Source organism: Helicobacter hepaticus ATCC 51449, from assembly GCF_000007905.1.
In the GTDB taxonomy this organism is placed as follows: Bacteria; Campylobacterota; Campylobacteria; order Campylobacterales; family Helicobacteraceae; genus Helicobacter_C; species Helicobacter_C hepaticus.
Genome location: NC_004917.1, coordinates 1,770,381 through 1,793,146, shown reverse-complemented (window position 1 = coordinate 1,793,146; position 22,766 = coordinate 1,770,381). Strand labels below are relative to the sequence as shown.

Sequence of the window (22,766 nt, the reverse complement as noted above, 5' to 3'; positions counted from 1 at the left end):
AAAATCTCCTTGTCTAAAAGTAAAGATTTAATTGTAATCAATCAAATCTTTTAAAAAACTAAATACTAAAGCCAAGACTAGTAATCACATAATAAGTAACTCCGCCAAGAACAGCAGATACAGGCACGGTGATAAGCCAAGAAGCAATTATTTTATTAATCGCATTACGTTTTACTAACTCTTGTTTATAAGCTTTCTTAAGTGATTTTCGCTCTTTTCTATCAAAATATGGTATATCTTTGAGTTGTCTATTATTCTTAATAGATTCTAACATCAAACCTTTTTTCTTAATGCTTGCTTTATTAAAACGCTCTAAAAATGCCTCTACTTCTTGAGCATCTTTCCCCTTATGAGCTTTTATGATGATTTGCTGCATTTCATAATAGCGTTTTTTAAGATATTCACGTAAGAATCCCACACCAAATATTGCTCCAATGGCAATATGTGTTGAGCTTACAGGTAATCCAAGTTGGGAAGCCAAGAGAACAGTTAAGGCTGCGCTCATAGCGATACAAAATGCTCTTATTTTATCTAATTCAGTAATTTCGCTTCCCACCGTGCGGATAAGTCTTGGTCCATAGAGTGCAAGTCCTAGAGAAATACCAAGCCCACCTACCAGCATAATCCATAATGGCACACCTGCTTTACTTGTAGGGAGAGATTCACTAAGATTTTTTAACGTTTCATTAATTGCTGCGAGTGGTCCAATAGCGTTTGCAACATCATTTGCTCCGTGAGCGAAGCTTAAAAGTGCTGCTGAAAAAACAAGAGGAATAGTAAAGAGTGAATTAATGTCTTCTTTGGTGTTTAGGAGAGAATCTGCTTTCTTGGCTATGATAGGGCGCACGATAAAATAAACCCCAATCGCTATAATAAAGCTAATGCCTACAGATAAAACCAAATCAAGCGATGGTAATATCTTTTTTAAACCTTTGAGTATAAGGTAAAGACTAAAAGCCCAAGTCATTACAAAAACGAGAATAGGCACTACTTTTTTGGCTGCCTCACGTTTATCTTCTTTATAGGTAATGCTTTTTTTAATGATGATAAGAAAAATTACTGCAATCAAACCACCAAGCACAGGTGAGATAACCCAACTTGATACAATGCGTAAGCACTCTCCCCAATTTACAATTTCAAAGCCTACTGCAACAACTCCAGCACCTAAGATTCCGCCTACAAGAGAATGTGTAGTTGAAACAGGAGCTCCGATAGCAGTAGCAAGGTGTAACCATACTGCACCTGAAGCAAGCGCTGCTAGCATAAGAGCCACAAACACACTTGGGTCAGTGATATTTTGAGAATCTATAATACCTGATTTAATCGTCTCTACGACTTCCCCACCAGCGATAACTGCTCCCATAGCTTCACAAATTGCAGCAATTATAATCGCCCCTACAAGTGTAATTGCGTGGGAGCCAACTGCTGGTCCAACATTGTTTGCCACATCATTTGCTCCAATGCTCATCGCCATATAGCCACCGATGATAGTTGCAAAAACAAGTAAAAGTGTGTTATATCCTGTATGAACAAAAATTGCTATCAGAGAAATAACTAGAAAAAAGATGAGTACAATAAAAAGCTTTATACCATCTTTTTGGTTAAAGTTCTGAGCCTTTTCAATTTGCTTGACATTTTTAAACTCCATAAATCCTCCTTTTAATTGAGTTTATTAGGTAACCAAAGCGAAATATCTGGAATATAAGTTATAAGCAATAAACCCACCAACATTATTCCAAGCCAAGGAAGCACCGAAGTTGTTACATCTTTAAGGCTAAGCCCAGTAAGTGAACTTGCCACAAAAAGATTTAAACCTACAGGTGGTGTAAGCATACCTAGTTCCATATTTACAACCATTACAACACCAAAATGTATGGGGTCTATACCAAGAGCTAAGGCAATGGGCAAAAGGAGAGGTGTCATTATCATAATCACAGAGCTAGGTTCCATAAACTGCCCCATAACAAAGAGCATAATATTTACAAGGATAAGAAATACCCACCAACTCATTTGCTGCGCAATAAGAAATTCAGCTATAAGATGAGGGATTCTCTCATTGGTTAAAAAATGTGCAAATACGACTGCAAAACCTATGATAAAAAATATCATAGCTGTGGTAATAGCTGCATCTAAAAATACCGAATGAAGATTCTTGAGTTTAATATCTTTATATACAAAAACAGAAATAATAAACGCATATACTGCACTAATGCCTGCTGCTTCTGTAGCAGTAAATATACCCCCATAAATACCTCCAATGATAACAAAGACAATAAGCAATGCCCAAAATGCTTCTCTGAATTTTTGAAAACGCACTTTGAAACTTTCAGGTTTTGTCGCTTTGAAACCTAGTCGTTTTGCACCTACATACGCATAAAGCATCATCATAGTGCCAATCATTAACCCCGGAATCACTCCTGCCATAAAAAGTTTTTCAATGGAAACTTCTGCTGTTACACCATAGACAATCATTACAACTGAAGGAGGAATAAGAATCCCTAGACTTCCAGCTGATGTAATAGCACCTATGGCATAACTTTTTGGATATTTTGCATTAGCAATGGCTAAAAACATTACTGAACCTACAGCTACAACCGTAGCAGGGGAGCTACCGCTTACGGCAGCAAAAATTATACAAGCTAAAATTGCACTTATAGGTAATCCACCCGGTAAATGCCCTACAAGAGAGGTTGCAAAATTGATAATACGTTGAGCTGAACTTCCTTTACTCATAAGAGAACCTGCAAGAATAAACATAGGAATTGCCATAAGAGCAGGTTTTAAGCCATTAAACATAATTTCAGCTGAACCAATAATATTGTATGAAGTAAAAAAATACAGTGCACTAATTGCGCTTATGCCTAAAGCAACCGAAACAGGAACACCTAAAAGCAATAAACCAAATAAAGCAACCATTAGATATGCAACACTCATTAATACTCCATTAATCTTTAATCACAGAATCGTGTATCATTTCATTTTCGGCATTTTTAATTACTTTGTCTGCTTCCATCCAAGAGACTTCATAGATTTTTTCAATACAACGGTAAGTTGCACCAAAAAAAGCAAAAGGCAGACAAAGCAAAAAAATCCATAAAGGGACATTATGCAGAGCTTCGCTCATATAACCAAGAATATAATTATCGTAACATACCATAGCTCCGGCATATGTCATAAAAGCAAGAAAGATTGCATTAAGCGTATGTATACCAAGCACACAAGCTTTAGCATATTGAGGAGGAAAACGCTCAAGAAGCATAGTAACACTGATATGTACGCCTTTTCTAAATCCATATGCTGCACCAAAAAGAGCTGACCACAAAAAACAATATCGTGCAATTTCTTCTGCCCAAGTCAGTGAGAGGTGGATAAAATCTGGAAATAATCCAGTGAGATAACGGCAAAATACATTTAAAGCAGTAATAAGCACCCCTACAACTAAGCCAATTACGGCAATGTTTTTATTTATAGAGGCAATAATTTTATCTAAAATGGCAAAAATTTTAAGAATGCGTGGGTTATGATGTGCCCATACAAATGGTTTAGTAATCCAAGAAAACATCAAGTTTCCTCCGCAAATTATTGCACTTGTATAATTTTTTCAATCAAATCTTGCCCAACTATATTATAAAACTTGGGATAAATAGTCTGCATAGTTTCTTTCCATAGAGCTTTTTGCTCATCATTAAGTGTGATAATTTGTGTTTTTGTTGCGTCATCCTTTTCAAGTTTTTTAAGAAATAGTTTTTCTTCTTTTGCACTTTCTTCTCGTTCAAACTCTGTAGCTTCGTGGAGAGCTTGCTTAAAAATTTCTTTTAAATCATCAGGAAGCTCCTTCCAAAATTTATCACTCACCACAACTAGATAACCTAAATAGCCGTGATTTGAAAGTGTAACAGAGCTTTGCACTTCATAAAATTTAGAATTATAGAAGTTAGAGAGAGGATTTTCGGCTGCATCAACTACGCCTGTAGAAAGTGCAGAATATACTTCACCAAATGGTAATACTTGAGGAATAGCACCAATGGCTTTTGTTTGCTCCTCTAGCACTTTAGAGCTCATAATTCTCATTTTTTGTCCCTTAGCATCTTCAGGCACAATAATAGGCTTTTTATTGGTGCTAAATTGTTTAAAACCAGCGTCCCAATAATCAAGAGCAATAATACCACGTTGTGAAATAACATCTTTTAGAATCTGACCAACTTCTCCATCCATAACTTTATGCAAATGGTTTGTATCACGGAATAAAAATGGAATATCCCATATATTAAATTCTTTGGCAATAGGTGTAAATTTTGAAAAACTTGGTGCTGCCATTTGAATATTATTGCGTGTAAGTTCTTGGAATACTTTATCATCATCTACAAGTTGTGCACTTGGAAATACTTCTACTTTGATTTTAGCGCCACTAAGTTCATTTACGCGTTTGGCAAAAAAATCAGCAGCTTTACCCTTAGGAGTATTACTACTTACAACGTGAGCAAATTTCACTTTATAGCTTTCTTGTGTTTTATCTTCACTACAGCCCAAAAAACCAAAACCTATGATGCAACCTAAGATTAATGCCAACATTTTGTTCATAATTTTACTCCTTAATATTATCTTAGTTTTCTAGCTTTTATTCTATAAGGATTTATTATAAATAATAAAGAGGGTTTTGAGGTTTTTTACTTTAAAATTATCATTTTGTATCATTTATAAACAATTCTTTGATTTTCTAGTATTTGAAAAAATACGTTAAAATTGTATATTAAATTATAGAATCATAAGGAGTTTGAGTGTTTCCTTTTAGTGATGAAGAGCTTAAAATGCCTGTTGAAATAGTTATCCAAAAAGTGCGTCCTACACTTACGCTTGATGGCGGTGATATTACTTTACTTGGTATTAAAGATGCAAAAGTATATGTGCGCCTTGAAGGTGCGTGCAAAGGGTGTCCGAGTTCAGCAAATACGCTTAAATATGCCATTGAGAATCGTCTTAAAGAGGAAATTCACCCTGATATAGCTATTGTTAATGTTCAACACGGAAAAGAAGCAGATTTTCAAATAGGATAGAATTTATGGAATCAATCAAGCTAACTGATACGCGCACACGTCAAGTTATCAATAAAAACAATAAAAAAGCTTTTGATTTTTTTGCCGCTAAGCAGTATAAAAAAGCTTTTGGATTTTTTGCACATAATTTAAGTCTTGAACCTAATAATACAGAATCTACTATTGGTGTGCTTCTTTCGGATATGGCTCAAGATTTTGAAGAACAAGCTCTTGGTTTATATGAGTATTATCAAATTTTGCTTTCACAAGAAATAAGCAAGAGTAAGGCGAGAGAACAAATGCTTAAAACCATTCGCAGTTTTGATAAAAGCACTAATAAAATTTTTAATATGATAAAGCATATTGAAAATTTACGTGCTGATGCGATTAATGGCATCTTATATCAGGATTTCAAACAAATTGTCCAAGACAAGCAGAGCTTTAAAGAAGCTTTTGAAGACTTAATCTTTAGCACTAAAATTATTTTTACAAACAAGAATGAGTTTTATGAATTTCTTAATCAACTTGTAGAAAATAATTATCAAGATATGTCAATGGAATATATTGAATATATGGAATCTTTAAAAAAAAGTGTTATTTACGATAAAGAGATTGAGAAGATTCTCCAAAAGGTAGCTGATGATAATCAAAAAAAACGTAAGTTATAAGGATAGAAGCTTTATAGCTCTGACAGATGATACACGAGTGATAGAATCCCTCTTAAAAGGTGAGGGTGATAAATTTGGCTTGCAAAAAGATGCAGATACAGACAAGGTTTTATTCGTAAAGAATAAACAAAATAAAAACTTTATTACGCCTCAAATAGCACAATCTTGCTCTATGGTAGAATCTTATGAACTTAACGATATTCTTATGGCAAATTTTTCTCATAATTCACCAAATATTGTAGGTATCACTGGCACAAATGGAAAAACAACCACCGCAGCTATTATTTACTCTATTTTGCTTGATTTGGGATTTAATGTTGCCTTGCTTGGCACAAGAGGTTTTTTTATTAATGAGCATAGGATTAAACCTAAAGGCTTGACAACTCCAAGTATGCTTGAGCTATATGAAAATCTTTGTATAGCAATGGAGCAAAAGTGTAATTTTTTTATTATGGAAGTAAGCTCCCACGCTATTGAACAAGAACGCATAGCCGGACTTGATTTTGCACTTAAGATTCTCACAAATATTACAAGTGATCATTTGGATTATCATAAGAGTGTAGAAGAATATCGGCGCATTAAAAATAGCTTTTTTGAAGGTGAAGGTAGAAAACTCCTCAATGCTGATGAGCCCTATATATATTGCACTGATAAAGCAGCATATTTCTATGGCATAGAAAAAAAAGGAAATTTAAGCGTTGATGTATATGCACTTGAAAATGGTATTGATGGGTATATTTCGTGGAGAGAACGAGATTATAAGACAAATGAACAAAGTGCAATACAAGCGCATTTGTATGGAAAGCATAACCTGTATAATACCCTTGCTGCTATTGGAGCAGTAAAGATTCTCACTCAAGAACCACTAGAGCGAATAGCGGAGGCATTAGAACATTTTGGTGGTGTGAGTGGACGTATGGAGGTAGTGCATAATATGCCTCTTGTTATTGTGGATTTTGCTCACACATACGATGGTATGTATCAAATCTTTGAGAGTTTTAGGCATTGTAAAATAGCTGTTGTTTTTGGGGCAGGTGGTGATAGAGATAAATCTAAACGCCCTAAAATGGGAGCTTGTGCGCAACAATTTGCACATAAAATTTATATCACAAGCGACAATCCACGCACAGAATCCCCAAAAAGCATTATTGAGGATATTTTGAGTGGTATGCAAGATGGAGAATATGTATTTGTTGAAGCAGATCGCAAAAAAGCAATTTATATGGCGCTAGAATCCTTAGAATCTGATGAAGTGCTTTTGATTTTAGGCAAAGGCGATGAAGATTATCAAATTATAGGTAATGAAAAAATATATTTTGATGATAGGGAAGTAGTGCGCAACTATTTTGCAAGCCGCACATAGTTTTATTGTTCAATCCATTCTTGTATTTTTTTATATAACTGAACACTTACGCGCTGTGAAGCAAAACGTAATGCCTCTTGCACATTGGTAGCATTATGAGTATAGCTTACATTTGTATTAAATATGGGATTATTGCGACAATCAAATATGGTAAAAATTATATTAATTTTTACACCTTCGTTGCTGTTGCTTACTTGCACTTTAGCTTTTAGAATTTGGTTTGCTTGAGAATCAAAGCTGTAAAAATGTCCCAATTCCTTTGCCAAATTATTATAAATTATTTCATTAGTCAAATTACTTTCAATAACAAGCTTCGCATTAGGTTGTGGTGTATTTGCGGCAAGGATATTTTCAAAATTATTAAGTGGTTTGCTTGTAGTTCCTAATGTTTGGAGTAGTGTAGCATACAGGTGTAAAATTTCTAAATTTTTCTCAATCTGTATTTTATCTTTAATAGAAATTGTGTTGCATTGAGTAATACGAGAAAGATTAAGGGAGTTATATACGGTATTGAACTTTTTTTGGAACTGCTTAATAAGAGTAGCTTTATGAACTTTTGCTTCTACATAAAATATACCATTTTCAAATGCACTACGTGAATATTGCACATCATTTAATTCAATTCCTGCACTATCAAGATATACCTCATTGCTTGAATTATGAGTGATAAGATTATTTTGTCTTTTTATATTGGAGCTAAATTGTGTGCTTACTTGGACATTGATTTGGGTAATAATATCACTCAAAGCATTAGCTTGAGCAGTATTGAGACTATTTGCACTTCCAAAACCAATGAGTTGGGTTTCATTTGTTGAGGATTTACCATACCAAGAAGGAGGTTTAGGCGAACTACCAAAGCAACCTCCATATATAATGATAATATATATGGGAAGTATGATTCTTAGCAATGACATCATATTTAATTTATTTTAGTTTTCAAATTTAGCATTACCGAATCAAAAATGATCTTGCAGCCTCTTGTCTTATATTGCTTGGAAGAGAACTTTTGTTAATTTCTCTCTTTACATTAGCTTGAAGCTTGGCTTTAAGCTCCGGATTAAGTTTAATAAGCACAAAGATTTTGGTTGCATCTTTGGTAATCCAAGTATCGGTTTGCTTTGTTCCACTAAGAGTTTGAGAAACACCCTGTTTTATGATTTGTTCACTAGCTTTAGAAACCTGCGCATCTTGGACTGAAGAACCCATAGTTACACTTGCTGCACGATTTATTACGCCTTCAACCTCTGTAGCTACTTGTCGTGCAAGTTCATCTCTAGCTAAAGCTAATGCTTCTGTGCGTGCATAGCCCAAATCACCATTAATAATATCAGCAATTCCTACGGCGCTCATATCACCTTGCCCACCATTGAGCACCCAATTTGGTGCACCTTGAATACTAAGAGCTTGAAGTGCTTTTTTATCGATACTCTTACCACCAACACCAAGTGCATCATCTTTATTGGCGCAGCCTATAATAAGCAACCCTGTAATAATGCCTCCAAATAAAACTTTTGTATGTGTTTTCATAAATGCCTCCTAAAATTTAGTTATTTACCAGCTTACAGATGAATTTGAGCCAAGCTTAATGATATTTACCTCATCGTCCCAAACAACAAGACCATCTTTAATGTTGGTAAGTGTGAGAAGGAAATAATAGTCAGTGCGCTGCTTTGAGCCAATTTTAGTATTTTTTTGCACAATTTTTCCTGATAGAGAAAATTCTGGAGCTTTTAATGTGCCTTTTTCAATTGTAGTGTGTTGGTCAAATTCATCATTATCACGCACACTCCTACCCATCGTAATACCTTTATCTTTTTTATTTCCTACTGCGAGAGTAAGAACAAATTTTCCACTATTACGCATATCACGTGTTACTTTCCGAGTAAGCTGTTCTGTATCAATAGTTTGCATAGTATCATTAATGACATTTGATATCATTAATACTTTAGGAGAGCCTGTGCGAGAAAGATTGCGCACATAATTACTATTGAGTAAAGAACGAACACTATTACTTGCTGCTTTTTCAATGTCGTGATAATCAAGTCCCATACTTGTATAAGATTTAGAATCTGCTGTATTAATATATTTTGGTGATGTGCTACAACCTACCATAAATAATGCACCTATGGTTATAAGATATAAAAAAGCTTTATTCATCAATGTTACCGCCCTTTAAGATTCTATAAGTTGGGTTATTACCCTTGACACGCAAATATAGAATGTTATCGTTTTTTTCACATAAAGTAATAATATTTTTTATTTTTTGCATATTTTTTTGTAAAGATGTTTCTTTTATACACTCAAAATGCACATTATAAAGTGGACGATTATCAGCCTGAAGCATAAATTTACCCACATTATTTGGAATTTGTAGCACAAGTACACGTTTGGGTAAAGCTGTAGCAATACGCACATCAGCATTTGTTGTGCTCATAGAATAAAGTGCACCTGCTAAAGCTCCTATTGTGCCAAATTGATTATCCAATACATTTTGAGTAATTGATTTGAGTATAGCAGAAGAGATTGTGCGTGTAAGAATAAAGGGGAGTTGCTTATTAAATTCATTTGCAATCACTTTATCTAAATCAGCTACTTCAGAGGCTTTAAAATTTTGTTGTTCTGTGCTTTGAGCTTGATATATGCGAGCACTTATTTTTCCTTCTACAAGCATTGGTATAGCAACACCTACGTGCAAGACATTATTGCTAACATAAAATGTAGGTAAATTAATTGACATATCCTGTTTATGCGCACTTTGCCCATCTTCAATAATAAACCAAGTATATCTAGCATCTGTATTACTATTTTTACGCTTTTGCATTATTTGTAAGTCTTGATTAATGATTGAAGCGTGATTAATCCCATAAGATTCTTTGTATAAATCCATTGCTTTATTGTAATCTTCTTCAAGCATAAAAAAAAGCGCGGAAACATAACTTACTGCAGGATTGATAAAGCCCTCATAAGCTTGAAAATTTTTTAAATTGCTGTATTCTTTTTGCAAAAGAGAAGAGATAGAAGAGTGAGTATCAACTTGCTGAAGATTCCTATCTTGTGCATTTTGTTTATGTTCTTGTGCAAGAGCTTTTTGAATATCTTTATTAAAGTAATCTTTAGCACGACGTTGTCTGTCATTTGCACGATTAAATTCTACACGTGCACGAGCATAGTCTTTTTGCGACATAGTATTGAGTGCCTTATAATAATTGAACATAACGCCCTCATAAATATTGCCACGATAATCTCTAATATTTTCATTAACAAGCACTGAACCTACACTGCCAAATATGCCACCCATTAAACCTTCTGATTCATATTTGCTAAAGAGTGTTTCACCTTGTTCTAAAAGATTTAGAGTATCTTCTTGATGTGAAGTAAATGCACTCACACCCGCTTGAAGATTCCATAATACATCTCCAGATTTTCCGGCTTTGTCTTTGGCATATTTATAGGCTTTTTCATCATTGCCACCGTAGTAATATTTATTAAATGATTGTAAAGAATCGTGGTGTGAGCAAGCAGTCATAAAAATTATAGTAATCCATAGCATACTTATGAATACAATTTGTCTCAAATGATTCTCTCTAAAATGTTAAGATTTAAGTAGTTTTGGATTCTAATCTTTTAATATTTAAGATTCACTTTAATTTCACATTTTTTCAATATCATTTTAAGAGTAACCTTAAGATATTAAAAGGAATGAGATAAGTGAGGAAGATATGCTTATTTGTTGGTATGATATATACTGGTTGTAGCACACCTATTCCCACACTTGAGCAAAGTGCTAAGCAAACACATATTCCCGCTGCTTTTTCTAATACCAAAGACTTACTTACATCTCAAAATACCACAAAAATAAAACAATCCACAAATCTTATAAATATGGAATCCTTACAAGAGCAACCTTTTAGATTACAGCAGTTTATGGCACTTATTGATGATAAGCAGTTGCACCAAATCCTTCATCTTGCGCTTGAAAATAATACAAATGTATTGAGTATGATTTCTCGTATTAAGCAAGCCAAGTCTCAAATGAAAATCAATACAGCAAATATGTTTCCTACAATTAATGCTGGGTTAAATTCAAGTTATATTGATAGGCGCACTCTCTCTCAAAGCACAATTATCCGTCCAGGTGCAAATTCAATCAATGCAAATATCAGTATGAGTTGGGAACTTGACTTATTTGGTAAACTTAATGCCTTACGTCAAGCGAACAAAAAATCTTATCTTCAAGCACAAAGTAATCTTGCTTTTGCACAAATTTCTTTAATTGCTGAAGTGGCGACTTTATATTTTACATTGCGGGATAATGCTTATTCGCTTGCTATTGCCGAATCTACTCTAAAAAACTTAGAGCAGATTCAGGCAATTAATATAGATAAATATAAATTAGGACTTATTGATGTAAGCACTTATCAAAGCTTTGTGGCAAATACAACCGCGCAAAAGAATACTTATGAAAGTCTCTCTTATACTTTTGAGCAAAATAAAAATGCTCTGCTTGTGCTTTTAAATATCACTGCCGATGAACTCGCCCAAAACATTGATTTTTTAGATTCTATAAATTACACATTTCCGCATATTGCAAATTTTTATGTAGATAAAATGCCAAGTGATATTTTGCTCTCTCGTCCAGATATCCAAGCAAGTCTTTATGCTCTGCATTCTCAGCTTTATAAACAAACAAATGCAAATGCTGCAAGATTGCCAAATATTTCGCTTAGTGGCTCAATCGGTGAGATTCTATATAGCACAAATGGCGCAGGTTCTCTCGTATTTCAGATAGCAAATTCCATTACTGCACCTCTGCTTAATCGCACCCCTTTAAAGCAAAATTATCTTATTCAAAAAGAGTTAAGTAATGAAGCATATTATACCTTGCAAAATAATGTTAATACAGCTTTAGGCGAGGTTGAAAACGCACTTTTTGATGTACAATCTAAAAAACGTCAGGTGCAAAATACGCAAAATGTATATGAAATTGGTGTAAAGGCTTACGAAAGTAATAGTGCAAAAAATAAACGTGGATTGCTTGATAAAAATGATTTTTTAAATAATGAAAATACATATCTTAATTTGCAGACACAGCTTCATAGTGCAAAAACAAACGAGATTCTATCGCTTATTACGCTTTTTAAAGCTTTAGGTGGGAATCTTGCTTTGGAGCAAATAGAGAATCCACAAAAAGAACAATCTCCACAAGGAAACAAAGAATGAATTTATATCAAACTCTTCATACAAAAAAATATATAGGCAAAAAAATTCCTCCTATGGTGTGGTTTATCTTACTTGGTGTCATTGCACTTTGTATAGGTGGTATTATTTTATGGAATCTTTTTACTTCCCAAATGGAATATGAGACAATAAAACCTACTCGTGGTGATATTAAATCAAGCATTTCAGCTTCAGGCTCTCTCTCTCCTGTGAATGAAGTAGAAATTGGGAGTGTGATTTCCGGACTTGTGCTTGAAGTACTTGTAGATGAAAATGATGAAGTCAAGCAAGGACAAGTGCTTGCTCGCATTAATCCAGAGAGTATTAATCAACAGATTGCTAAATTTCAAGCCCAGCTTCATTCCGCACAAGCTCAACTTAGAGCGAGTGAGCAAACTTTGGCAGATAAAAAATGGAATTATGATAGATTAAAAGAACTTTATAAAGCAACAAATGGGGCTTCGCCTTCTCTACTTGAATTACAAACTGCTAAAACTAATTATACCTCTGCACGTTCCGATGTAGATATTAAGCGCGCTACTATCATTGAAATTCAAACAAGCATAGAAAGCGCTAAGATTGATTTAAAAAATTCCGAAATTATTTCACCCGTTGATGGTATTGTTCTTACGCGTAGCGTTGAAGTGGGGCAAAGCGTAGCAGCAAGTTTTCAAGCTCCTACGCTTTTTAAGGTTGCTGAGAATCTTGAAGAAATGCAGCTTTATGCAAGCATTTCAGAGGCAGATATTGGCAAGGTTAAAGAAGGACAAGAAGTCATTTTCACCGTTGATGCTTACCCAGATAAAAATTTTCACGCAAAAGTTAATCGTGTGAATTTTGGTTCAGGCGATGGAGGCAGCTCTTCTTCAAATACTTCTTCAAGCACTTCTAACATCATTACTTATCGTGCAAAAATTGAAGTGGATAATAAATCTCTCCTTTTGCGTCCTGATATGAGTGCCACAGCTGATATTATCATTGCAAAAGCCCAAAATGCACTTCTTGTGCCAAGTTCTGCTTTGTATTTTGATTTAAATAAGGCATTGCAAAAAGCAGGCATAAAAAAGAATGATTCTGCACTCAATCCAATGGTTGCACCCTCGCGCCCACGTCCTAAAGCGCAAATTAATATCAAGCAAAAGCAACAAGGCAAAAGTGGCACATTATGGATTTTAAAAAATGGCGTGCCCGAATCTGTGGAGGTAGAGACGGGTATTACCGATGGGGTTTATACACAGATTCTAAGCGGTATTGACGAGCAAACACAAGTGATTACAAAAATAAAGGTGCAATGATTTAAGGCAAGTTAAATATGGAAGATTTTATTAAATTGCACAATGTGCGCAAAACTTATGGCAAGGGAGAGAGTGCATTTGAAGCACTCAAAGGTGTAGATTTACTCATTGATAAAGGCGAATTTGTTGCATTAATGGGACCTAGTGGTTCGGGTAAATCAAGTCTAGCAAATATACTTGGCACTCTTGATGTCGGGAGTAGTGGAGAATATTGGTTTTATGATGTGAATGTATTTGAACTTACACAAAATCAACGTGCACTTTTACGCAGAAACTATATAGGCTTTATTTTTCAAGGTTTTAATCTTTTAGCACGCACAACTGCGTTAGAAAATGTAGAATTGCCCCTTATGTATCGTGGAGTAAAAAAGACAGAAAGAGAAGAGATTGCTCTTAAAGCACTTGATAAAGTAGGATTAAAAGATTGGGCTTCGCACACAAGTGCAAAATTAAGCGGAGGACAACAACAACGCGTAGCAATTGCACGAGCAATTGCTTCAGAACCACTTTTTTTACTTGCTGATGAACCAACAGGAAATCTTGATACAAAACGAAGTGTGGAAATTATGGAAATTCTCCAAGAACTCAATCAAAATTTGGGTATTACGATTCTTATGGTAACGCACGAACCTGATATGGCAAAATATGCAAGTAGGGAATTGCACTTTTTAGATGGGCGCTTAATAAGTGATTCAAAGGATTGCTAATGATTTTAAATGCTTTTATCCTCGCATTAAGACAAATTAAACGCAACTTCTTGCGCGCATTTTTAACAATGCTTGGGGTAATCATTGGTGTGGGTGCAGTGGTGGTAATGATTAGTTTAGGAAATGGCACGACTAAAATGATAAGCGATAGAATCTCCTCACTTGGCAGCAACCTTTTGCTTGTGTTTCCTGCGCGCGTAATGAATCCAAGTGGAGCAAATCTTCGCCGTAATTTTAGCCTGCAAGAAGCACAGAATCTTACTATGCTTACACACGAATATATACAGGCTCTTGCACCCATTTCTCAAGGTTCAGTTACCCTACAATACCAAGCTCAAAATACAGCAACTCAAGCACAAGGTGTAAATGCAGCATTTTTTGAAGTAACGCAATGGGATACAAGTGAAGGAAGAAGTTTTGAAGAAAATGAATATCGTGTAGGAAGCAATGTGTGTATGATAGGACAATCGGTGCGTAAGAATCTATTTAATGAGGGTAATCCCTTGGGACAGAGGATTCGTTTAAATACAATCGTGTGTGAGTGCATTGGCGTATTAGAATCTAAAGGGCAGGGTGGTATGGGAAATGACCAAGATGATGTAATTTTGCTTCCACTCAAAACATTCTTACGTTCTGTATCAGGGAGCAATACACTTTTTTTTGTTAATCGACTTATGCTTCGTGCAAAAGATGGCGTAGATTCTGAACAAATGCTTCCCGCTCTTACTCAAGCACTGCGTCAAGTGCGCAATGTCCGTGCCGGAGATAGAGATTCTTTTGAGATTATGGATACAAAGCAGATTGCAGAGACACTCACTTCTGCCACAAAGAGACTTACCGCATTTTTAGGTTTAATTGCTGGAGTAAGCTTAGTTGTAGGGGGAATTGGCATTATGAATATTATGCTCGTTTCCGTAACAGAGCGCACCAAAGAAATTGGAACGCGTATGGCTATTGGTGCATTGCAGAGTGAAGTGCTTATGCAGTTTTTAATAGAATCTATTACCTTAAGCTCACTTGGAGGAATAATTGGAATTATTTGGGCATTTTTTGCTTCATTGAGCCTAAGTTATTATATGGAAATTCCTTTTATTTTTGATATTCCAACGGCTATCATTGCCTTTTTATTTTCGGCTTTTATTGGTGTTCTCTTTGGTTATCTTCCCGCAAGGAGAGCCTCAAAGCTTAATCCTATTGATGCGCTGCGCCACGAATAGTTGAGTAGATTCTATGGGAGAGAAAGAATAGGGTAGCCGTGTTTATTGCTTATAGGAAGCTCAAAGTGCCACCATTCTGTTTTTATACTCTTTAATCCAGCTTGGCTCATTATCTCTTGGAGTTCGTTACGATGAGTGCAATTTTGTGTTCGAGATTGCGGACACATATAATCACGCCACGCTTTTGCACTAAATTCATCAAATGCGCTTGGCATACTTAAAGCTTCTCCATTTCCTTGAGCTAAGCCCACATCAATGGCAATCCCCCTTGAGTGATTTGAGCCTTTCTTTGGGTGAGCGACATAGCGCGTATCAGGCACAATACTCCAAGCAAGCTCTTGTGCAGCTTGTGGACGGAAACAATCATACACAATAAGCTTTAAATTCTTTGCTTTTAGAATCTTGGCAAGTTTTTGCATATGCTCTTTCATATCTTTATGGAGATAGCATTTGTGTAAAGAAAAAGGTGCATAGATATTTGTTTTCATAAAGTTTTCTTTACTATCATAAGCAAGCCGCGTGATAAAAGTATCTTTATCTATTTCTTCAAGTGCAAAAAGCCCAATATTACGCATTTTATCTTCAATTAGAGAATCTTTGCCTTGCGCAAAGCTACATATAATTATAATTAAAAGCAAGGCAAGTTTCATTCTTTACATTCTTTCAACATATGTCAAATTTTTAAAACGCATTTTGAATCTCTCTGCTAAGCTTAGGTTCGTTTTCTCTCCATTTTTATGTAAAAAATTCAGCAACATTCCCCAAAAGCCTATTTCATTTTTACCTAACTCTTGCTTCTCAATGGCTGCTTGTTCTTGCGCAATATTGAGCACACTCAAAATATCTCCTTTAGCAAGTAGAGAAAATACTTTATATCGTAAGTTTTTCTCACTTTGGTCTTGAAGATGCTGCACATATTCATCAAAATTGCGATATGTTGCATAAAAGGTATCAATACAAGATTGGACATACTCTAGCATTAAGGGGAGTTTTTCTTTGATAGTTGTTATTTGGGCTTCATCAAAGGGCTTTTTACAAGGGATTACATAAAAGCTTTTTTCTGCTCCTATATTTTCGCTTGGCACAACAAAAGAACCATTTGCCCTCAAAGCATCACTTTTGTAAGTTAAGCATTCTTCTGCCTCTGTAATTTCCCAATAGAGTCTATCCATCTCATAGCCTTTAATCGTTACACTCCAAATGCCTGTATGATATGTATCTGGACGCCTATGTAATAACTCATAATGCACACTAATAAAATCATCTCCATTGCGTTTATACAAAATCCAATTTGAGTAAGTTTTAAATCCCTTTGCTTTGGCTAATACTTTAAAATAAGATTCTAATTCTTTGCTTATACTCTTATCAATTTTTGCCACTTCCCCTCCTAAAGCCTCTTATCGTGTTTGGTTATGATGAATTAACACCATTATAGCAGAGGATTATCTATAATCATAGCTGCTATAGCCTTCATAATCGGCATTGATAAGTGTGCTATCAATACAGGAGGGAATCTCCACATCATCATCTACTTCGATACATTTTAGATTCTTACACTCGCTTAGCCACTCTGGTAAAGCTTTTATGGGATTGTCATTCAAACATAAAATTTCTAAAGATTGTAGATTTTTTATACTCTCTGGCAAAGATGTAATGTTATTTCCACTTAAGTAAAGTTCTCTTAAAGATTCTAGTTTGCCAATTTCTTGTGGGATTTGTGTGAGTTCATTATCAAATAAATCCAAAACTTCTAAACCCTTGATTTCACATATTTCTTTAGGAATGCTTTGAATGGATTGTTCCTGTGCTACAATGGCTTTTAAGCCCTTTAATGCACCTAATGCTTTTGGTAAATCTTTTATTCCCTCAGGGCAATTGTCATCAAGTGCAAATAGTCTTGTTTCCAAAAGCCAATCTTCAAGTTCGCTAGGGTCTAAATCTGCAGGATTTTCATCGCAATATCGTAAAGAATCTGTCATATCTTCAAGCATTAGTCCGCAATCATCGCAATTATTCCATAGCCAATTACTTAACTCTTCAAGTTCCTGTGGGGTAAGTTTTGAAACATTATCTTCTTGTTTCATTGTTTCTCCTTTTTGTTTTTACTATTATTATATCACGCATTTTTTTTTTTTTTGAATAATAATTTTTAGAGTTTTTAGTAAAATTTTAAAATAAGTTACAATAAATTACATTATTTTTCTTTTATAATTTTAGTTTGCATAAAATAAATACATATAAAATATAAATATTTATTACTTTTTAGCAATCAAAGTGCCAAAATTCACCCATTTAAAAAGCACCTCAATGCCACTAAAACCTATATCTTTAAGCATTGCAATATTTTCTTCAAGGCTAAAAGGCACAAGCACATTTTCTAATGCTTCACGCTTTTTGCTAATTTCGGTTTTTGTGTAGCCTTGCTCTTGTTTATAGCGAACATATCGTTCTATCATTTGCCTATCAAGGATTCTATGATGAGAAGTCATCTTTTCGCTCACAATTAAAATTCCTCCCTCCGTAAGAGCATTGTAAATTTTTTGCAGAAGTGCAGGGCGTTGCATTGGGCGGATAAATTGTAAGCTATAATTAGCAATTACAATATCAGAGTGCAAAAAATCGTATTCAAGCAAGTCTGTGCAGATAAATTCAATGTTCGCGTTATAGGCTTGAGCTTTAAGTGAGGCTTTATCAATCATAGCTTGAGAACTATCAATACCAATAAAGCGTGTATGTGTTGATAAAGCTTGAGAGAGAGCTAAAAGTGTCGTTCCTGTGGAGCTTCCTAAATCATAAACAAGAGGTATAGCACTTTTAGAAGATTCTAAAGTATAGGAGCAAAAATCTACAATTAAACCTAACACCTCTTTATAATGAGGAATTGAACGCTCAAGCATATCATCAAACACACTTGCTACTTGCGCATCAAATTCAAATTGTTTGCCAATATCTTGTTTAAAGATTCTATCTTTCATTATTTTGCCTAGAATCTAACCAAATTGCATCATACCTTCAAGTGGAGAACTTGCACTTGCATAGGCTTTACGTGGTATGCGTCCAGCAAGATAGCTTAATCGCCCGGCTTTTACAGCGTATTTCATCGCTTCTGCCATCGTTACAGGATTTTGTGCTTGAGCAATTGCCGTATTTGTAAGCACAGCATCTGCTCCTAACTCCATAGCGATACTTGCATCACTCGCACAGCCTACCCCCGCATCAACAATCACAGGCACTTTTACTGCTTCTTTGATAAAGCCGATATTATAACGATTTTGGATTCCAAGTCCGCTTCCAATAGGCGCAGCAAGAGGCATAATCGCGCTTGCTCCCGCATTTTCAAGTCGTTTTGCCATAATAGGGTCATCATTTGTATAAGCCAATACGCAAAAGCCCTCATTTGCTAGAATCTCTGTGGCTTGTAGGCTCTCTATTACATCAGGATAGAGTGTTTTGTCTATATCGCCTATGATTTCAAGCTTGATAAAATCAATACCTGTTGCTTCTCTCACAAGACGAAAGAGTGTAATTGCTTCCTTAGCATTGACACACCCAGCAGAGTTGGGCAAAAACTGAATATTTGTATCTTTAAAGGTTTCAAGAAGATTCTCACTTTTATTATCCATAATATTCACACGCCTAACTGCAACGGTGATAATTTCTGCGCCACTTGCTAAAGTCGCTTCTTTGGTGGTAGCAAAGTCTTTATATTTTCCGCTCCCGACAATTAAGCGCGATGCGAAAGTATGTGAGCCGATTTTGAGAGTATCTTTAATATGATTCATTTATGTATCCTTTTATGAGATTGCAAGGTAGTAATGCTTTCAAGAAGCATACTTGGTGTCAATGCGTAATTTGCAATATGTTTTGTAGCTTCTCTTGCTGCAAGTGTATGAGCAAGTGAACCTTGCAGTGCCGAATCTAAGCCATTATATCCTTGAGCTAAAAGTGCGCCAATAAGCCCGCTTAAAACATCGCCACTGCCACCTTTTGCAAGTGCATTGATACCGAGCGGGTTAATATAAATATCTTGTGCCTTTGCTATAAAAACATTTGCACCTTTGAGGACAAGAGTAGTATGTGGATATTTTTGAGTAAAGCTAAGCATACTATCTATACGTTTTTGAGGATTATAATCTCCCAAATCACAATGCTTAAGTAATGCTTCAAACTCTTTTGGGTGTGGTGTTAAGATAATCTCACGTGAAAAATCTAAAGTCTGTTGATTTAAACTTTTATCAAGAAAATTTTTAATCATAGGTGTATGAAATACATCAGCATCAAGTATGCAGGGCAAAGTGCTCTCTTGTAAGTTTTGAAGTATTTGCGCAACATTTTTTACACCAAGTCCCATACCTAGAGCAATAGCAGTCGTATTGTGAGGGAGTGTGTGTGTTTGCATAATATCAAATGGAATCTGTAAATCTTTTTGAGATATTATGCTAACTAGTCCAGCACCAAAATGCAATGCGCTCTGTGCGCTCAAAATCCCAGCACCGCTTTTTTCTCCTACAAATACTGCCAAATGTCCAAAATCACCTTTATGCACATTTTTATTTATGCGCTGTGGTAATGCTAAATCAGAGCTTTCAAGCATTTTAAGATTAGAAGTTACTTCATAATGATTCCCACTTAAACCAAGTTTGCCAATATACAATTCTCCCACATAGTCCTTTGCTCTATCGCTTAGACACACAAGCTTAATTGCTCCCATACATAATGTATAATCTGCCTTAAATACAAAGCCTTCATCTTTATCGCTTAAACCACTTGGAATATCACACGCAATGCACAAACGAGCATTTTTATTTGCCAAAGAGAGAATCTCACTTGCTTCACGCTCTAAGCTACCTTTTAAACCGCTGCCCACAACACAATCTACTACTACATCACAAGGTAAGATTTTTTTTATGAACTTTATTCCACACTCACAGGCACGCTCGTATGCTTGAATACAAAGAGGTGATTTTGGTTCTTTTACCTGAAAGATTCTTATAGAGTAGTCCCCGCTTAAACGCCTAGCTAATGCATATCCATCGCCACCATTATCACCACTCCCGCATAAAATAGTTATCACGCTTCCCTTATGTGTCAAAGAATTGATTAAAGATTCTAATGCACAAGCCGCATTTTCCATAAGAATTTCAGGTGTAAGATGATATTTTTCACACGCTCTTTTATCCAAAAATATTGTGCTTTGATAGATATTTTTCATAGGCTACTCCATTGTTTTATGCTCCATAGCGTGCGCTTAAGGCCGCGACAATGACGCTTACCATATCATCTTCAGGCTTAGATTGTGGGGGGGGCATAAGCTCTTTAATTTTACTTTCAATATAAGAAGTATCAAAATATCCTCGCCTAAAGTCTTTATCATTGCAAATGTTTATCAAAAAAGGAATTGTTGTTTTCACGCCTTTAATGGTAAATTCATTCAAAGCTCGCGAGAGTTTATTTACCGCAAGATTATAGCTTGAAGCTTTCACAATGAGCTTTGCTACCATAGAATCATAAAAGGGTGGAATCACATAATCTTTATAAATACAACTATCTACTCGCACAAAAGGTCCTAAAGCAGGGTAATAAGTGGTAATTTTGCCCGGATTTGGCACAAAATCATTAGCCACATCTTCAGCATTAATTCTCACTTCAATAGCAAAGCCTTGTGCGCGTATATCGTGTTGTGTAAGGTCTAAAATTTCTCCTTGCGCAATGCGGATTTGTCTCCCTATAAGGTCATAACCAGTAATTTCCTCTGTAACGCCGTGCTCAACCTGTATGCGTGTATTCATTTCCATAAAATAAAAAGTATTGTTCTCATCAAGCAAAAATTCAACCGTGCCTGCATTTGTGTATTGTGCAGCTTTAGCGGCAGCCACGGCAGCAGCTCCCATTCTTCGGCGTAAATCATCGCTAATAAGGGGACTAGGAGCGATTTCAACAAGCTTTTGATGTCGTCTTTGTATGGAACAATCACGCTCAAGCAGATGAATCACATTACCATAATTATCCGCTAAGATTTGAAACTCTATATGTCTAGGATTAACGATATATTTTTCCATAAAAACATCATCATTTTTGAAAAATGCCATAGCTTCGCGTTTACACGCCTCAAAAGATTCTATTAAATCCTCTTCTTTTTCTACTACGCGTATGCCACGCCCACCTCCACCACTACTTGCTTTAAGTATCACAGGATAGCCAATTTTTTGCGCATATTTAGCAATATCACTTATAGAGTGCTTATTAAGTGGTTGAGTGCCTGGCACAATGGGGATTCCATTTTTTTCCATAATAGCTCTTGCTGCATTTTTATCGCCCATTTTTGCAATTGTTAGAGCATCAGGTCCTATCCAAGTAATTCCCGCTTCTTGCACTTTTTTAGCAAATGTGGCATTCTCACTTAAAAAACCATAGCCGGGGTGAATTGCATCAGCTTCAGCGCGTAATGCTACCTCAATAATCAAATCCGCATCAAGATAGCCTTGCAATGGGTCATCACTGATTTCATAAGATTCATCAGCCATTTTTACGTGCAAACAATCTCTATCAGCTCTTGCATATATGGCTATACTTTTAATATGTAAATCCCTACAAGCGCGGATAATACGCACTGCAATTTCGCCACGATTAGCAATGAGAATCTTCTGAAACATCATAACCTCCTTTAAACATCATTTTAAGAGTATTTTTAGCCTTTGTAGGCTTTGATTGATTTATCTAAAATCTCTTGTGCAGCAGTTTTGTCTTTGTATTCTTTAACTTTTACCCATTTGTTTGGCTCTAGTGTTTTGTAAGTTTCAAAGAAATTTTTGATTCTATCAAGTGTGATTTGTGGTAAATCTGCTAGGCTTTGAATCTTTTCAAATGAGGGGTCAATTTTAGAAACAGGCACAGCAATGAGTTTTTCGTCCATTCCGCTTTCATCTTCCATAATTAGCACACCAATAAGCCTAGAAGCAATCATACTTCCTGCTTGAAGTGGATAAGAATTAAGCACAAGAACATCAACAGGGTCACCATCATCTGCGAGTGTATTGGGGACAAAACCATAATTAGCAGGATAAAACATCGCACCATACATCACTCTGTCTACGACAACTAAACCGCTTTCTTTATCAACTTCGTATTTAATATTTGAACCATAAGGGATTTCAATGATAACATTGATTTTATTTGGATTTTCACCCACTGATACTTTTGAAAGATTCATTACTGCTCCTTTAAACTTAAAATATGTTAAAAGAAGCGATTATACCAAAAGATTCT

The 22,766-nt window shown here is 35.4% G+C and carries 23 protein-coding genes; 7 read left to right on the top strand and 16 right to left on the bottom strand.

What is annotated here, in order from left to right:
- Positions 1–58: 58 nt before the first annotated feature.
- From HH_RS09035 to HH_RS09020, 4 genes are read right to left on the bottom strand one after another with little or no spacing between them, the layout of a single operon-like run.
- Positions 59–1,648 (bottom strand): inorganic phosphate transporter, encoded by a 1,590-nt coding sequence (locus HH_RS09035; RefSeq protein WP_011116710.1) that lies wholly within the window; start codon positions 1,646–1,648, stop codon positions 59–61.
- 11 nt (positions 1,649–1,659) lie between these two features.
- On the bottom strand, positions 1,660–2,934 hold the full coding sequence (locus tag HH_RS09030; protein ID WP_011116709.1) for a TRAP transporter large permease: 1,275 nt from the start codon (positions 2,932–2,934) through the stop codon (positions 1,660–1,662).
- Between the two features lie 10 nt (positions 2,935–2,944).
- Positions 2,945–3,562, bottom strand: coding sequence for a TRAP transporter small permease (locus HH_RS09025; RefSeq protein ID WP_011116708.1), 618 nt, complete (start codon positions 3,560–3,562; stop codon positions 2,945–2,947).
- A gap of 17 nt (positions 3,563–3,579) precedes the next feature.
- The gene (locus HH_RS09020; protein ID WP_011116707.1) at positions 3,580–4,581 is read right to left on the bottom strand and encodes a DctP family TRAP transporter solute-binding subunit; all 1,002 of its coding nucleotides are present in this window, start codon (positions 4,579–4,581) and stop codon (positions 3,580–3,582) included.
- Positions 4,582–4,778: 197 nt separating this feature from the next.
- Here HH_RS09020 and HH_RS09015 point away from each other — a divergent pair, with 197 nt between their 5' ends.
- From HH_RS09015 to HH_RS09005, 3 genes are read left to right on the top strand one after another with little or no spacing between them, the layout of a single operon-like run.
- A complete protein-coding gene (locus HH_RS09015; RefSeq protein WP_011116706.1) occupies positions 4,779–5,054 on the top strand; it encodes a NifU family protein in 276 nt (91 codons plus the stop codon).
- Positions 5,055–5,059: 5 nt separating this feature from the next.
- On the top strand, positions 5,060–5,701 hold the full coding sequence (locus HH_RS09010; protein ID WP_011116705.1) for a hypothetical protein: 642 nt from the start codon (positions 5,060–5,062) through the stop codon (positions 5,699–5,701).
- Complete coding sequence (locus HH_RS09005) at positions 5,673–7,064, top strand: UDP-N-acetylmuramoyl-L-alanyl-D-glutamate--2,6-diaminopimelate ligase (RefSeq protein ID WP_011116704.1); 1,392 nt, start codon at positions 5,673–5,675, stop codon at positions 7,062–7,064. Before HH_RS09010 ends, HH_RS09005 begins: the two co-directional genes overlap by 29 nt.
- 2 nt (positions 7,065–7,066) lie before the next feature.
- On the opposite strand, the gene HH_RS09000 is transcribed toward HH_RS09005, so the two are convergent.
- From HH_RS09000 to HH_RS08985, 4 genes are read right to left on the bottom strand one after another with little or no spacing between them, the layout of a single operon-like run.
- Entirely contained in the window at positions 7,067–7,981 is a 915-nt protein-coding gene (locus HH_RS09000; protein ID WP_011116703.1) for an LPP20 family lipoprotein, read from the bottom strand.
- Positions 7,982–8,012: 31 nt separating this feature from the next.
- Positions 8,013–8,591: an LPP20 family lipoprotein gene (locus tag HH_RS08995; protein WP_011116702.1), complete on the bottom strand. Its 579-nt coding sequence runs from the start codon at positions 8,589–8,591 to the stop codon at positions 8,013–8,015.
- 24 nt (positions 8,592–8,615) lie between these two features.
- Positions 8,616–9,221, bottom strand: a complete 606-nt coding sequence (gene lpoB, locus HH_RS08990) for a penicillin-binding protein activator LpoB (RefSeq protein ID WP_041309161.1) — start codon at positions 9,219–9,221, stop codon at positions 8,616–8,618.
- Complete coding sequence (locus HH_RS08985) at positions 9,214–10,590, bottom strand: hypothetical protein (RefSeq protein ID WP_226989496.1); 1,377 nt, start codon at positions 10,588–10,590, stop codon at positions 9,214–9,216. The genes lpoB and HH_RS08985 overlap by 8 nt, the downstream gene beginning before the upstream one ends.
- A gap of 182 nt (positions 10,591–10,772) precedes the next feature.
- Between HH_RS08985 and HH_RS08980 the strand changes: the two genes are divergently transcribed.
- From HH_RS08980 to HH_RS08965, 4 genes are read left to right on the top strand one after another with little or no spacing between them, the layout of a single operon-like run.
- Positions 10,773–12,284 carry a TolC family protein gene (locus tag HH_RS08980; protein ID WP_011116698.1) on the top strand — a complete coding sequence of 504 codons (1,512 nt, stop codon included), beginning with the start codon at positions 10,773–10,775 and terminating at the stop codon, positions 12,282–12,284.
- Entirely contained in the window at positions 12,281–13,576 is a 1,296-nt protein-coding gene (locus HH_RS08975; protein ID WP_011116697.1) for an efflux RND transporter periplasmic adaptor subunit, read from the top strand. Before HH_RS08980 ends, HH_RS08975 begins: the two co-directional genes overlap by 4 nt.
- Before the next feature lie 17 nt (positions 13,577–13,593).
- Positions 13,594–14,283: an ABC transporter ATP-binding protein gene (locus tag HH_RS08970; RefSeq protein ID WP_011116696.1), complete on the top strand. Its 690-nt coding sequence runs from the start codon at positions 13,594–13,596 to the stop codon at positions 14,281–14,283.
- Positions 14,283–15,500 (top strand): ABC transporter permease, encoded by a 1,218-nt coding sequence (locus tag HH_RS08965; RefSeq protein ID WP_011116695.1) that lies wholly within the window; start codon positions 14,283–14,285, stop codon positions 15,498–15,500. The genes HH_RS08970 and HH_RS08965 overlap by 1 nt, the downstream gene beginning before the upstream one ends.
- Positions 15,501–15,511: 11 nt before the next feature.
- Here HH_RS08965 and HH_RS08960 read toward each other — a convergent pair whose 3' ends face one another.
- From HH_RS08960 to ppa, 8 genes are all read right to left on the bottom strand, one after another.
- Complete coding sequence (locus HH_RS08960; protein ID WP_011116694.1) at positions 15,512–16,150, bottom strand: M15 family metallopeptidase; 639 nt, start codon at positions 16,148–16,150, stop codon at positions 15,512–15,514.
- A gap of 3 nt (positions 16,151–16,153) precedes the next feature.
- Positions 16,154–16,879: a hypothetical protein gene (locus tag HH_RS08955; protein ID WP_011116693.1), complete on the bottom strand. Its 726-nt coding sequence runs from the start codon at positions 16,877–16,879 to the stop codon at positions 16,154–16,156.
- 63 nt (positions 16,880–16,942) lie between these two features.
- Complete coding sequence (locus tag HH_RS08950) at positions 16,943–17,584, bottom strand: leucine-rich repeat domain-containing protein (protein ID WP_011116692.1); 642 nt, start codon at positions 17,582–17,584, stop codon at positions 16,943–16,945.
- Positions 17,585–17,755: 171 nt separating this feature from the next.
- The gene (gene cmoA, locus HH_RS08945; RefSeq protein WP_011116691.1) at positions 17,756–18,475 is read right to left on the bottom strand and encodes a carboxy-S-adenosyl-L-methionine synthase CmoA; all 720 of its coding nucleotides are present in this window, start codon (positions 18,473–18,475) and stop codon (positions 17,756–17,758) included.
- A 15-nt stretch (positions 18,476–18,490) separates the two neighbouring features.
- Entirely contained in the window at positions 18,491–19,273 is a 783-nt protein-coding gene (locus HH_RS08940; RefSeq protein ID WP_041309433.1) for a thiazole synthase, read from the bottom strand.
- Between the two features lie 5 nt (positions 19,274–19,278).
- The gene (locus HH_RS08935) at positions 19,279–20,712 is read right to left on the bottom strand and encodes a bifunctional ADP-dependent NAD(P)H-hydrate dehydratase/NAD(P)H-hydrate epimerase (protein ID WP_011116689.1); all 1,434 of its coding nucleotides are present in this window, start codon (positions 20,710–20,712) and stop codon (positions 19,279–19,281) included.
- 16 nt (positions 20,713–20,728) lie between these two features.
- Positions 20,729–22,153, bottom strand: a complete 1,425-nt coding sequence (locus HH_RS08930) for an acetyl-CoA carboxylase subunit A (protein ID WP_011116688.1) — start codon at positions 22,151–22,153, stop codon at positions 20,729–20,731.
- 35 nt (positions 22,154–22,188) lie between these two features.
- A complete protein-coding gene (ppa, locus tag HH_RS08925) occupies positions 22,189–22,710 on the bottom strand; it encodes an inorganic diphosphatase (protein WP_034367769.1) in 522 nt (173 codons plus the stop codon).
- Between the last annotated feature and the right edge of the window lie 56 nt (positions 22,711–22,766).

What these genes read in the sequence shown, in the direction of transcription:
- HH_RS09025 (WP_011116708.1), bottom strand. Translation starts at nt 3,562, where the DNA reads ATGTTTTCTTGGATTACTAAACCATTTGTATGGGCACATCATAACCCA.
- HH_RS08960 (WP_011116694.1), bottom strand. Translation starts at nt 16,150, where the DNA reads ATGAAACTTGCCTTGCTTTTAATTATAATTATATGTAGCTTTGCGCAA.
- HH_RS09000 (WP_011116703.1), bottom strand. Translation starts at nt 7,981, where the DNA reads ATGATGTCATTGCTAAGAATCATACTTCCCATATATATTATCATTATA.
- HH_RS08985 (WP_226989496.1), bottom strand. Translation starts at nt 10,590, where the DNA reads ATGACTGCTTGCTCACACCACGATTCTTTACAATCATTTAATAAATAT.
- HH_RS08970 (WP_011116696.1), top strand. Translation starts at nt 13,594, where the DNA reads ATGGAAGATTTTATTAAATTGCACAATGTGCGCAAAACTTATGGCAAG.
- HH_RS08950 (WP_011116692.1), bottom strand. Translation starts at nt 17,584, where the DNA reads ATGAAACAAGAAGATAATGTTTCAAAACTTACCCCACAGGAACTTGAA.
- HH_RS09020 (WP_011116707.1), bottom strand. Translation starts at nt 4,581, where the DNA reads ATGAACAAAATGTTGGCATTAATCTTAGGTTGCATCATAGGTTTTGGT.
- HH_RS08930 (WP_011116688.1), bottom strand. Translation starts at nt 22,153, where the DNA reads ATGTTTCAGAAGATTCTCATTGCTAATCGTGGCGAAATTGCAGTGCGT.
- HH_RS09010 (WP_011116705.1), top strand. Translation starts at nt 5,060, where the DNA reads ATGGAATCAATCAAGCTAACTGATACGCGCACACGTCAAGTTATCAAT.
- HH_RS08935 (WP_011116689.1), bottom strand. Translation starts at nt 20,712, where the DNA reads ATGAAAAATATCTATCAAAGCACAATATTTTTGGATAAAAGAGCGTGT.
- HH_RS09030 (WP_011116709.1), bottom strand. Translation starts at nt 2,934, where the DNA reads ATGAGTGTTGCATATCTAATGGTTGCTTTATTTGGTTTATTGCTTTTA.
- HH_RS08975 (WP_011116697.1), top strand. Translation starts at nt 12,281, where the DNA reads ATGAATTTATATCAAACTCTTCATACAAAAAAATATATAGGCAAAAAA.
- ppa (WP_034367769.1), bottom strand. Translation starts at nt 22,710, where the DNA reads ATGAATCTTTCAAAAGTATCAGTGGGTGAAAATCCAAATAAAATCAAT.
- lpoB (WP_041309161.1), bottom strand. Translation starts at nt 9,221, where the DNA reads ATGAATAAAGCTTTTTTATATCTTATAACCATAGGTGCATTATTTATG.
- HH_RS08965 (WP_011116695.1), top strand. Translation starts at nt 14,283, where the DNA reads ATGATTTTAAATGCTTTTATCCTCGCATTAAGACAAATTAAACGCAAC.
- cmoA (WP_011116691.1), bottom strand. Translation starts at nt 18,475, where the DNA reads ATGAAAGATAGAATCTTTAAACAAGATATTGGCAAACAATTTGAATTT.
- HH_RS09005 (WP_011116704.1), top strand. Translation starts at nt 5,673, where the DNA reads ATGATAATCAAAAAAAACGTAAGTTATAAGGATAGAAGCTTTATAGCT.
- HH_RS09035 (WP_011116710.1), bottom strand. Translation starts at nt 1,648, where the DNA reads ATGGAGTTTAAAAATGTCAAGCAAATTGAAAAGGCTCAGAACTTTAAC.
- HH_RS08995 (WP_011116702.1), bottom strand. Translation starts at nt 8,591, where the DNA reads ATGAAAACACATACAAAAGTTTTATTTGGAGGCATTATTACAGGGTTG.